12 protein-coding genes are annotated in these 12304 nt (G+C 40.6%); 4 read left to right on the forward strand and 8 right to left on the reverse strand.

The window, feature by feature from the left end:
* Positions 1-2364, forward strand: a complete 2364-nt coding sequence (locus EZJ28_RS04040) for a hypothetical protein (protein WP_131395198.1) — start codon at positions 1-3, stop codon at positions 2362-2364.
* Between the two features lie 23 nt (positions 2365-2387).
* On the opposite strand, the gene EZJ28_RS04045 is transcribed toward EZJ28_RS04040, so the two are convergent.
* Both EZJ28_RS04045 and EZJ28_RS04050 read right to left on the reverse strand, forming a co-directional pair.
* Positions 2388-3053, reverse strand: a complete 666-nt coding sequence (locus tag EZJ28_RS04045) for an ABC transporter ATP-binding protein (RefSeq protein WP_131395200.1) — start codon at positions 3051-3053, stop codon at positions 2388-2390.
* Positions 3054-3105: 52 nt separating this feature from the next.
* Positions 3106-5541, reverse strand: coding sequence for a DUF5916 domain-containing protein (locus tag EZJ28_RS04050; RefSeq protein ID WP_131395202.1), 2436 nt, complete (start codon positions 5539-5541; stop codon positions 3106-3108).
* 145 nt (positions 5542-5686) lie between these two features.
* Between EZJ28_RS04050 and msrA the strand changes: the two genes are divergently transcribed.
* The 3 genes from msrA to EZJ28_RS04065 are packed head-to-tail and all read left to right on the forward strand — an operon-like array spanning position 5687 to position 7183.
* Positions 5687-6238 carry a peptide-methionine (S)-S-oxide reductase MsrA gene (gene msrA, locus EZJ28_RS04055; protein ID WP_131395203.1) on the forward strand — a complete coding sequence of 184 codons (552 nt, stop codon included), beginning with the start codon at positions 5687-5689 and terminating at the stop codon, positions 6236-6238.
* A 1-nt stretch (position 6239) separates the two neighbouring features.
* Positions 6240-6836, forward strand: coding sequence for a GTP cyclohydrolase I FolE (gene folE, locus EZJ28_RS04060; RefSeq protein WP_131395205.1), 597 nt, complete (start codon positions 6240-6242; stop codon positions 6834-6836).
* 44 nt (positions 6837-6880) lie between these two features.
* Positions 6881-7183, forward strand: a complete 303-nt coding sequence (locus EZJ28_RS04065; RefSeq protein WP_131395207.1) for a hypothetical protein — start codon at positions 6881-6883, stop codon at positions 7181-7183.
* Between the two features lie 54 nt (positions 7184-7237).
* Here the strand turns inward: EZJ28_RS04065 and EZJ28_RS04070 are convergent, their stop codons facing one another.
* From EZJ28_RS04070 to EZJ28_RS04095, 6 genes are all read right to left on the reverse strand, one after another.
* Entirely contained in the window at positions 7238-9484 is a 2247-nt protein-coding gene (locus EZJ28_RS04070; protein ID WP_131395209.1) for a TonB-dependent receptor, read from the reverse strand.
* Positions 9485-9534: 50 nt separating this feature from the next.
* A complete protein-coding gene (locus EZJ28_RS04075) occupies positions 9535-9852 on the reverse strand; it encodes a hypothetical protein (protein ID WP_131395211.1) in 318 nt (105 codons plus the stop codon).
* Between the two features lies 1 nt (position 9853).
* Positions 9854-10159, reverse strand: coding sequence for a DUF6787 family protein (locus EZJ28_RS04080; RefSeq protein WP_131395213.1), 306 nt, complete (start codon positions 10157-10159; stop codon positions 9854-9856).
* A 29-nt stretch (positions 10160-10188) separates the two neighbouring features.
* A complete protein-coding gene (locus EZJ28_RS04085; protein ID WP_131395215.1) occupies positions 10189-10617 on the reverse strand; it encodes a DUF6146 family protein in 429 nt (142 codons plus the stop codon).
* A gap of 45 nt (positions 10618-10662) precedes the next feature.
* Complete coding sequence (locus EZJ28_RS04090; protein ID WP_131395217.1) at positions 10663-11232, reverse strand: hypothetical protein; 570 nt, start codon at positions 11230-11232, stop codon at positions 10663-10665.
* Between the two features lie 105 nt (positions 11233-11337).
* Positions 11338-12300, reverse strand: coding sequence for a D-2-hydroxyacid dehydrogenase (locus EZJ28_RS04095; protein WP_131395219.1), 963 nt, complete (start codon positions 12298-12300; stop codon positions 11338-11340).
* Between the last annotated feature and the right edge of the window lie 4 nt (positions 12301-12304).

The raw sequence follows: 12304 nt of genomic DNA on the forward strand, positions 1-12304 counted from the left end.
ATGGGTGGGCTTTCTTTAAACCGGCTGCTTCTCTCAATAGGACTGCTTTCTCTTTCCATGATTGCCTATCAGTTAAGCCTGATGCAGTATTTATCTATTGTGCAGTGGTATCATTTTGCCTATATGATTATTGCAATCGCCTTACTGGGCTTTGGTACGGCAGGAAGTTTTCTGGCATTATTTCGAAAGAGACTTCTGAATAGTATCGAATTCGTTCTTCCCTTTTCAATGGGGCTTTCCGGTATATTCATGCCATTCAGTATTTGGTTATCAGGCAGGGAGTTCATAAAGTTTGATACCTATCTTTTATTTGTGGAACAGGAAGAGGTTTGGCGTTTGGTCTTATTCGAATTGATCTTTTTTGTTCCCTTCTTTTTCTGCGCTCTGGCGATAGGCCTTGCGTTTATCAGGTATACTGACAGGATTGGAAAGTTATATTTCAGTAACCTTGTAGGATCTGGTCTTGGCGGGCTCGTAGCCGTATTATTTTTATGGGTTGCCAGCCCTTTGGAGATTCCGTTTGTCACTGGGTTCCTTGCACTACTGGCAGCCGTTCTTATTCTCTCAAAGAAAAGAAAGCTGTTCCTGTTAATTACTTCGGTTCTTGCTATAATACTATTAGCTTTTAGTTTTTCCTCACCTTTATCATTTAACCTCTCCCAGTATAAAGGGCTTAGCCGCACCCTTGATCTTCCCGATACTAAAATAGAGACCCAATTGAACTCGCCCTATGGGTATGTTCAGTATGTTTCCTCCCCGGTACTACGATATGCTCCCGGGCTAAGTCTTTCTTATACAGGTGATGTACCGGTTACCGATGCAGTTTTTAATAATGGCGACTGGGCAGGAGTGGTCTTAAAGAAACCCGAGGATAGTGAGATCCTTAATTATACCAGTTTTGCTTTAGTCCGGGAGTTACTTGAGCCTAAAGATGTGCTGGTGCTTAATGCCGGAACGGGAGTAAAGAGCCATTACTTTGCTAGTAGTGATTCGCGCCGGATATTCCACGTAGAACCAAATGAACCCGTTTCAGAAATTTCATTGGAAAGTACAGGAATTCTGGACAATGTGGAGATCTTTTTCCAGGATGGTCGTTCTTTTCTTGCGGAATCAAAGCGCAAATATGATCTTATCAGTCTGCCGGATATAGGTTCTTTTGGTGGTAATGCCGGTTTGCAGGCTATTCAGGAAGATTATTTATTTACTGTTGAAGGGTTTTCGATGATGTACCATCAGCTAAAAGAAAATGGTATTCTTAGCTTAACGGTATGGATGGATTATCCCTACCGCAATTCATTAAAGATAACAGCTACTTTTGCAGAGACCCTGGAAAGAAATGGAATTGATGATCCCACCAGGCAGTTAATAGCCGTTCGCAGCTGGAATACCATTACATATCTGCTTAAAAAAACTGAGTTTACTCAGAATCAGATCCTGACCATTCAGGAATTTTGTGAAAGACTTTCTTTTGATCCGCTCATCCTACCCGGAATCTCTTTGGAAGAAAGGACCCGATATAACAGTCTCCAGGATGAAAGTTTGTTCCTTTATACCGATATCTTGCTCGATGAAAAGAGGGAAGAGCTGTATGAGTCTTATGATTTCAATATCAGACCAGCTACCGATGACCAACCATATTTTTCCCAGTTTTTAAAATGGCAAAGTTTCAGACATTTACAGAAACTATTCGGAGACCAGTCGGCATCCTTCTTTGAATTGGGCTACCTCATTGTGCTGGTTACCTTTTTCCAGTCTGTTGTCCTGGCCATACTACTTATCATTCTGCCTCTGTTCTTTTTAAGAGGAAAACTGAAAAAAAGGACCTGGATCCTGCTTTATTTTTCGGGTTTAGGTCTTGGTTTTATGTTCGTAGAAATGGTGTTAATCCAACGATTCATTCTTTTTCTGGGGCATCCGGTATATTCGGTTGCCGCCGTGATCAGTGCGATGCTTTTGTTCTCCGGATTTGGAAGTTGGCTTTCCTCCCGGTTTGAGCGTCACTTGGGAAGTATAAAAACAGTACTTGTCATTATAGTGGGGACATTGCTGCTTTACAGTATCTCACTTCCATGGCTAATTGAAGTCGGTATGTCTGCTAATTTTGGTTTTCGAATACTTCTCTCATTGATCCTGATAGGTCTTCCGGCATTTTTTATGGGCATGCCTTTTCCATTAGGCTTGAGTTATCTCTCGGCCAGGAATGAATCGGGAGTACCATGGGCATGGGGTATTAACGGCTGCCTTTCAGTAATAAGTACTTCATTGGCCACGATAATAGCGGTTGAAGCGGGATTTTCGATAATAATGATACTGGCGGCTTTAGCCTATTTACTTACGTTAGGTACCTGTTTTGTTAAGAATTAAATATCCTGCGTGAGATACTCTCCTTAGTCTTTAATGATTTTTCCATCGACCATGGTGAGTTTACGATCGGCCATATTAGCCAGTTCTTCATTATGGGTAACAATTACAAAGGTTTGCTCAAATTCGTCCCGTAGTCTGAAGAAGAGTTGATGAAGGTTTTCCGCAGATTCGCTGTCAAGATTTCCGGAAGGTTCATCTGCGAACACAACTGCAGGATTATTGATAAGGCTCCTGGCAACGGCGATCCTTTGCTGTTCACCACCGCTTAATTCACCTGGCTTATGCGAAGCTCTATTCTCAAGCCCGAGAAAACTTAAAAGTTCCATGGCTCTTTTTTCCGCCTTCTTTTTAGGTGTTTTATTGATAAAAGCCGGAATACAGATATTTTCCAGTGCCGTGAATTCGGGCAGTAGCTGATGGAACTGAAAGATGAAACCTATATGTTTATTCCTGAAACGGGATAATTCGCGTGAAGAAAGCCCATAGATATCAGTGCCGTTTATTTCCAGCTTGGAATTTTCCCGTTTGGAAGGACGATCAAGGGTTCCAAGGATCTGAAGCAGGGTGGTTTTTCCGGCTCCCGAGGCACCAACTATAGAAACGATTTCACTTTTCTTTATATGGAGGTCAACCGCTTTTAATACATGCAGATCTCCGTAGTATTTATGAATATTCTGGGCAATGATCATTTATCGCGAATAATAGGTCCGAAAATAGCCAAATTAGGGTTATTCCCCAAGCTTAACTTTGGAATAAGTTCTTAACCCTGTTATAATCTATATAATATACTAGGCGAAGGCTTAAATTATGTCTTGCCGGCTGTGCAAATAAATTATCGAGACTCTCATTAAAACCTAGCTGGCTTAGTTTATCCCGATTAAAGATCGCATTTCTGTATAGCACTACGGCTTCACTCCCCGGCGCGAATTGCCATCGGTAACTAAGATCCAGGTTCCATATATTAAAATTCGCATCAGGATTTCCCTGCTCATCCTTATCGTAAGTGATAGATTTCAGAACACCTTCGTCTATTAGTTCACTAAATTCTCCATCTGTAAATGTAGCGGTGGACCAAAAATGCCTGAAACTTAAATTAAATCCCTGGCGCGTGCTAAAATTATAACTTCCGCTTATTGAATTTTCAACGCTTTTCTGGTTCCTGTTTCCAAAAATGATCATATCCCTTGTCTGGTCTACATAGCTGGGTCTATTGTCTTCATATTCATACTCAAATTCATAGATCATATTGAACTTGTCATTAAACCTGAACCTGGGTTCAATATTCAGACTAAGAGTACTTTGCTCAGATTCGTAATAATCTTCATAATTTACCCGAATATCGTACGCAAATCTTTTTCGGTAATCTGAAGAAACAAAAGCGCGGGTGCTTCCGAAGGGATTATAAAGAACATAGGTATTTTCAGCTCTAGGTTCAAAGAAATCTCTGAATTCAGAATTTATCTCCAGAGCTCCACCAAAAGCAAACCTGGTACGGGTCATAGCAAAAAAACTGCCTCCCATTCCTGTGTTCACAGTTATATCTGGCCGGTATCTTCTAAGGTGCTGTCCGTATACTTTTATTTGGTAAGTATTATAGATGCCCTTTGGTTCAAAGATCTGGTAAGAACCTCCCCATGAGAAATTATTGTAATTATTGATAAAACTTATTCCCAGGTCATTGATATCGTAGGTCTCATTGGCAAATTCGTGAGCTACATTGTAGCGAATATTTCCTTTTGTCCGTTCCACAGAGAGATTAGAAGCAAAACCCGTCTTATTCTGACCGGGCAGATTTACATTGCTCATTTTGGCCTGACCTTTAAAATTGAATGAATTCTTCTTATTGAAAATATCGAAGAGAAAAGCTGAAACATTCCCGTCCCTGAAATGCCCATTTCTGGTAACATTCGTATTGACCAGGGAAATCGATGAATTTTTATTGAAACGCTGGTCAAGGACTAGAATATTGTAATTCGCCAGGGGTTCTGTAACAAGACGGCGGGTATTACCTGTTATCGTATCCCGATATAAAGCTTCTTCCTTATTGGTCACCGCATTGAAAAAACCAACCCCAAGCCCCCGGTCCGTTCTACCTGAAACCTTCAATGCATTTATGAGATCTGTCCTGTCTGGATTGTCTATGATCTCTTCATTCTCCAGTAATTCTTTTTGAGCATCATTGTAGCCAATAGGAGTGCTGCCAACTCTCCTGGAATAGAACAAATTCCCCTTATTAAAAAGTTCGGTTCCTTCAGTGAAGAACGCACGATTTTCTCCGAATACCTGCTCAAAAGGGCCAAGATTAAGCTCTACTTCATCATATGCCGTCTGGCCAAAATCAGGAACCAGGGTCATATCCAGGGTAAATGAATCATTAATTCCGTATTTAAGATCCATTCCCGCATTGAAATTAAAGTCGTTATTTCCATCATAAAAGTCAGCCGCAGTGGATATATAGGGATATAAACTTAGTCTTACCGGTGGATCTATATCTGAAATTCCTTGTAAAAGTCCCGTATGCTGACTTGCCTGTCCTACAGATTTATCTATATAATTCCACACATAGTTCTCATTAAGGTGGCTTATCTTTCTGTAAAATTGTATACCCCATAGCTGATCCACTTTATCGGGAAACCTGAGGGCAGAGTAGGGGATCTTCATCTCTACATACCAGCCTTTCTCATCATGCGAAACTGCTGATTCCCATACCACATTATAACTAAAATCCTCATTATCCCCGGTCATTCTGGCATCAGCCTGGGTGCCGGCGGCGGTTACAATGAAACGGGTCTGATTCTCGCCGTCATCATATGTATTGATGTCTAAAAGGAAGAATTCTGCCTGCTGAAGGTTATCCCTCTGAGTAAATTGTTTTATGATACGTTCAGGATGTTCTTCTTTCAGATTAGCCGCAATATAGATAGCCGCGTCATCATATACCAGTTTAACTTGGGTCTCGTGAGATGGGGGAATTGGATCTCCATCACCTGGTTCCACCATTACAAAGTTGGTAGCTGTCTGGCTGTTCTTCCATAAAGCTTCATTAAGAATACCGTCTATGACAGGAGGATTTTCAATTTTATGAGTTTTATAAACCTTTCTGTTTACGAGATTTTGAGCGGAAGAAAAAAGTGTAAAGAATAGGAATAGGTAGAAAAGGCAGTAATATTTGGGCATGGATTGGCAGATTAATCGTAAAAACCGCTCAAATGTATTACTGTTCCTTTATTTAGGCAAAGGAAATCCATAAAATCACGTTAAACAGACTTAATTTTGTTCATTTAAAAACTAAATTTGATAAACAAAATTTGAATTACAAAACATGGCGGAAGATAAATTACAAAAAGCCACATTAGCCGGAGGATGTTTTTGGTGTACCGAAGCTGTATTTCAACGGCTGGAGGGAGTAGAAAATGTAAGATCGGGTTTCACGGGTGGAGAGATCAAGAACCCGCCTTATCGTGAAGTAGTAAGTGGCAGAACAGGTCATGCCGAAGCCATTGAAATGTTCTTCGACCCCTCAAAGATAAGTTACAGGGAGATCCTGCTTGTTTTTTTTGCAACTCATGATCCTACAACCCTAAACAGGCAGCAAAACGATGTAGGAACTCAGTATCGCAGTGCGATATTTTATCATAATGAGAAACAAAAGGGTATAGCGGAAGAAGTAATTGAACTTCTTCGCGAAGAAAAGGCTTTCCAGGATCCTATTGTTACCGAAGTGACTCAGGCTTCCACTTTTTATGAAGCGGAGCAGGAGCATCAGGATTTTTACAACCAGCACCGGCAGCAACCCTATTGCCAGTTCATTATAGATCCAAAGATCACTAAATTGAAGAAGTTATTTCAAGACAAACTAAAACATAAAGCATAGAATGGCATACAAACAACGAGAAGAATACGATAAGGAAATTACGGAAAATCTCATGAAGAATTTCCGTGAGGTAATTCAGGGAGTAGGGGAAGATCCCGATAGAGAAGGGGTTTTAAAAACTCCTGAAAGAGCGGCGAAAGCTATGCAGTTCCTCACTCAGGGTTACTCGATGGATGCTGAGAAGATCCTGAAAAAGGCTATTTTCAATGAAAGTTATGATGAAATGGTCGTTGTTAAGGACATTGAACTTTATTCACTATGTGAACATCATATGCTGCCATTCTTTGGAAAGGCCCACATAGCATATATCCCAAATGGGAAGATCATTGGGCTCAGCAAACTGCCTCGTGTAGTTGATATTTTCGCGAGAAGGCTGCAGGTACAGGAAAGACTTACTCATGATATCCTTGAATGTCTTAATAAGGCGCTTAAGCCGCAGGGCGTAGCGGTGGTAATAGAAGCCGTACATATGTGCATGATGATGCGAGGGGTACAGAAGCAGAACAGCGCTACCACAACTTCAGGTTTCAGAGGGCAGTTTAAGAAAATTGAAACCCGGGAAGAATTCCTTAAACTTATCAGTTCTGACCTTAGATAGGTTTTTGGCATCTTATTTGATTTTAAGAGAGTAAAAATCAAAAGATGAAATTATTCAGAAATAAAACTTTCATAAAAGGTCTGGCTTATGACCTTGCAGGTATGGCTACCATGGCAATCCCTGTAGTAGGCCCCTTTTTAGATATTATATGGGCACCTTATGCCGCAAAGAAAATGAGTGAAATGTATCCGGGGAGAAAAGGAAAGCTGGCTTCTGTGCTGGTCTTTCTGGAAGAGATACTTCCGGGGACAGATTTCATTCCAACCTTTACATTGATGTATCTGTATACATATGTATGGAAGAAAGAACCATTAAGACCTCAGGTTATTGAAGTTGAGAGTTATTAGTGTTTGCTTAATTAGTTAAAGGAAAGGCTGCCAGTTATCTGGCAGCCTTTATTTTTATAGGGTCCATGATGCCGAGACCATGATATTTCTTCCAATGTTGTAAATATTATCCGGCTTAAGACGTGAGAGGTGGGAAATATAGGCTTTGTTAAGCAGGTTATTTCCATTAATCCCCAGCTTCAGGCTGGAAGCTCCCATATCCAGAACGGTTCCGAAACCAGCTCCAAGTAGACCATATCCACTGGTACCTGTCTCAAACATTCCGGGGTTGTTTTGATCGAATACATTTTTCAGCCTTATAAAGGCATATTTTTCCTTTAAGAACTTTCCATTATCAAACTCTACTCTGAAGGTATTGGTGATTGAATTTGCAGGAATAAGTGGCAGATAAGCGCCACCCTTTAACTTCCCGGTTACCATTTCAAAACCGCTTTCAAGGTGGAGCCAGTCAAGCGGATGGGGATGAATATGAAGACCTATTTCTCCTCCATAAAGTCTGGCATCAGCCTGGGTGTATTCAAATACGGGGCTGGACTCTATAGTCTCACCAGTGGGACTGATAAAAATATAATCGGTTACCGAGTTATTGAAAGCATTTACAAATGCCTCAAAATGCTGGGATCTCCATTCCAGTGCAAGATCTATCTGAAAATTCTGTTCATTGTTAAGGCCGGCATTTCCTTTTTCATAACGGTTCGCACCATGATGCTCACCTTCTGAGGTTAGCTCAGAAAGGTTTGGGGCACGAAATCCACTGGCTAGATTAAGCCTGGCTATGAACTTCTGCTCATACTGGTATTTAGCCCCGATAGCGCCATTAATGCTATTAAAGCTACGGTCTATTCCTGCAACACTGGTGCCATCTTCCGTCTCATAGGGATCAGAGTTCAGAGATCGGTTATCAAACCTTATACCTCCCTGGAAATCCCAACTTTCCAAGTGATAATGAGTGGTTGCAAAAACACCGAAGTCCAGCGTTTCAGCATCGGGAATAAGCAATTCTTCTCCAAAATTTTCGTTGGTCTGATACATTCCCTGGATTCCAGCGATGGTTTCAAAATTGCCGATCTTTGGTAGATTGTACTTAAAGTTATAATTAATGGTTTCCAGGTGCATTTCCAGGGCAGGCTCAAGATCTTCTCCATTAGCTTCCTCTTCTTCATCATGTCCTTCTTCATGATGTTCTTCAAATTCCCTGCGGTCATTGAACTGATAACCTATCTTCAGATCAAGACTCGAATTATTAAAATAGAATTTATTGTCCAGGCTAAGCACATGATTATCTATTTGTTGAAAGGGCAGAAGCGGCTCTTTTGAGGTAGACTGTATCCCGATCTCTTCGGGAATGCCTATTTCACTTCTGTTAAAATTATATCGCAAATCTCCCTTGTATTTTTTATCCTGAAAACCTACCCCGGCTTTTAGGTCCTTTTCATTGAAACGAGTATTAGTGACCCGCACTTCATCCCCGCCTTTATAGTCGCTGTGGGAAGCAAGACTTCCTCTTACCAGAAACTTTAATTTTTCAGCAGAGGCTTTTGCCATTAAACTGGCCTGGTATCCCAGAGTATTACTGAAATAATCCGATTCAAGCTCGGCACCCAAAGAATTTGCTTCGGCATATCGTTCAAGGTTAAGATATAGTACTCCACCTATCGCATCGCTCCCATACAAGAGGGAGGCCGGACCTTTGATCACCTCTACACTGCTAATTCCCTTGGAATTTATACCCAGGCCATGTTCATCCCCGTACTGCTGGTTCTCAAGTCTTACACCCTGCGTATAGACCAGAACACGGTTGGAACTGAGGCCTCGTATAACAGGTTTACCTATTCCCACTCCAGTGGTCAGGTTATCCACCCCTTCCAGCTGGGCAATCCCATCAGAGAGGGTAACAGCACCTTTACGGTTAAGTTCTGAAACGCTTTCCCGCTCAACCTTCATCACATTTTCACTTTGTAATTGGTGAAAAGGAGTAGAAACTATCACTTCTTCCATTTCAATGGCAGAAGGTTTCAGCATGACTTCAATCTCTTCAGAAGGAATTCTTATTTCCTGAGTAAAACTGGCGAAACCTATGGATGAAATCACCATCTTATAGGTTCCCTGTGGCAAATTTGAAATAGTGAAGCTTCCGTCAGGATCTGTCATCGCTCCTTTTTCCAGCTGAGGGAAATAGACGTTAGCACTAAATACCGGCTCACCGCTTTCAGCATTTTTAATGACCCCCGATATAGTATTTTGACTGAATACAGCAAGATTCACCGCTAATAGCAGTGTAATGAACATTAAATGTCTCATTGATAATTTTTTAAATGAATTTTAAAAGCTTAATTCTGTAATGACGAATGTTAAGCCGGCAGGGGAGGGCCTCGCTGGTCAAATCCCAGTGGATCATAATCATTTAAAAAACGGTAATATTCAAAAACATTTCTTTCCTTAAGACTTTCATGATGGAAAGAATATTTGGGAAGATCTATATTAAGAGCGGGATTCTTATGAAATTTATGAAGGTCACAGTCCAGAGATTCTTTGTGATAGTGAAATTCAGAATAATTATCACAAATCTTATGACTGTGTTCCTGAAATATATGCGAAAAGCTTACTGCAGATGGAAGTAGAATTAATACCGCAGTGAAAACTAAGAATATGTTCTTTAGATCTTTCAAATTAATTTCTGAAGATTTTTGCAAATCCCATTCGGCTAAGCATTTTCTTTTCAAATGTCCAGAAAAACTGGAACTGCCCGAATATCCATCCAAAAGTCACAAGTAAGACCTGGTAGATAGGGAAGATCAGAAAGATTCTTGCCAGCCAGTAAAAGCTCCAGTGAGTGTTTTCCTGTGTAATTCCGAGAAGTTCACATAGGGGGCTCGCCAGCTTTGCTGCCGAGGAACCGGTAATAGCAAAGACAAGAAAAATGACAAACAGCTGCCAGTTGGAGTCTATTCCCCAGCGATTTTTCAACTTTTTCATGTTGCAAATATAGGGATTTGAATAAAGAATCAAATCCTGGTAGGTACGCTAAATCGCTGATTGTACTGATTGCTGAAATACACAAAATAGTTATAAAGCAGGTAATTCACCTCGTACCCGTAGTCTATACTGGGATCATAATTGATCTCGTTAATATAAAGATTGGGATTATAAACCATAGGCTGCCTTACTCGCTGGTTATACTCAGACACCAAAAACTGGTTCTTATTTTCCAGGTAGTTCTGTGAATAATAACCTCTAGGTTTAGCATAAGAATTAATGAAAAGATCAAATCCCGGTTCGATGATTATGATCTCATATTCAAGACTGTCATTCGCAATACGTACAGTGTCATTTTCTGCATTCGAAATACGATCTGCCGGAAAGTTCTTTCCTCCCGAAGAACCACAGCTATATACGAATAATGCCAGTAGAAATATGTATAATATGTTTTTCATCATTATTAGCGTTTTGTTTAAATATCCACAAATATTGTTCCTCACTTAGCGTCCGCCGGAATAGCCTCCCAGTATACTTTCATCATCATCTTTCCTGTCTTCGCCAAGAGCGATTTCTTCGCTACTTTGGATCAGATCAGGGCTGTCTCCCTTTTTTACCAGTGCCTTAATATAGATCCTTTCGTATTTAAGTGATTTACCGCACAGCGTTTCTATAATTTCAGTATGATCAGCATCTTCTTCCGCGTTCATCATTTGGGTAATAAGGGCATTGAGAAAGGCGGTGCTTATTTTTAATATCTTCAGGAAATCTTCTTCAGGAATTTCTATAAGGCTTCCGAAACTTTTCAGTTTTTGAATCTGAACAGTGTCAAACTGATGCACGGTAGCATCTGTTCCTATTGCTAAAAGATCTGCCTGTTCAATAAAACTGATAAGATCACTCTTACCTTCAGATTCTGCTATATCAAAACTTTTACTATTGGTAAGTATAGCTGGCAAAGTAAAGACCAATGCTTTTTGAACCTTTTCGCCTTCCTGGCCGGTAAGTTGTTGGGTTCTTTCAATAAGTTTTTGCCCGGCCTGCGTCCTGAAAACATCTAAAATATTAGCCATTCTTTCCTGCTTTAATCAAAGCTCAAGTTAGCAAGTTTCTCTTTGAATTTCCCTAATGAAATAATAAAAAACCGGTGAAGAATTCACCGGTTTTAAGAGTTTTTATCAGGCTTTCTCTTTTTTAAGGAGGGATATGATCTGTTCTGCAAGTTCAATACCTATCCTTTCCTGGGCTTCGTTAGTAGATGCACCTATATGGGGGCTAAGAGAAACACTCTCGTTCATAAGAAGCCTTATCGCAGGATTTGGTTCATTTTCATAAGTATCAAAAGCAGCAAAGGAGATCTTTTCTGAATCTATTGCTTCAAGTACTGCCTCTTCATCAAGTACACCGCCCCGTGCAGCATTTATAATTCCCACACCGTCTTTCATTTTTTCTATCTCCCTGGCTCCGATTACTGCTTTCTCCTGCGCAGGAACATGAAGGGTGATAAAATCGGCATGCTCAATAAGCATATCCACCGGTTCGGTCTTTATGGGTATTCTGATGCTTTGATGGTTATAGAATTCGAGTTCTATTTCGGCTTCTCCAACTTTAGAATCACTTGCGATAACCTTCATCCCAATTCCAAGGGCTATTTTTGCTACCTCACGGCCAATCCTTCCAAAACCGATAATTCCCAGGGTTTTCCCACGAAGCTCAGTACCACCGGCATATGATTTTTTAAGTTCTTTGAATTTTGTCTCTCCCTCCAGCGGCATATTGCGGTTAGAGTGATAAAGCTGGCGTACTCCTCCAAAAAGATGGGCAAACACAAGTTCAGCCACAGAGCTTGAAGAGGCCGCAGGAGTATTTATAACATGTATACCTTTCTTTTTAGCGTATTCCACATCGATATTATCCATTCCTACTCCGCCACGTCCTATAAGTTTTAGGCTCGGACAATTATCTATGAGTTCTTTTCTAACCTTTGTAGCACTTCTCACGAGAAGCACGTCTATTTTATGATTGTTGATATAATCTTTAAGCTGTTCCTGTGAGACTTTTTTCACGATGACTTCAAAACCCTCCTTTTCGAGAGCTTTTATTCCGCTTTGCGATATCCCATCGTTTGCCAATACTTTCATTACT

Origin of the sequence: Gramella sp. KN1008, from assembly GCF_004332155.1 — a bacterium.
In the GTDB taxonomy this organism is placed as follows: domain Bacteria; phylum Bacteroidota; class Bacteroidia; order Flavobacteriales; family Flavobacteriaceae; genus Christiangramia.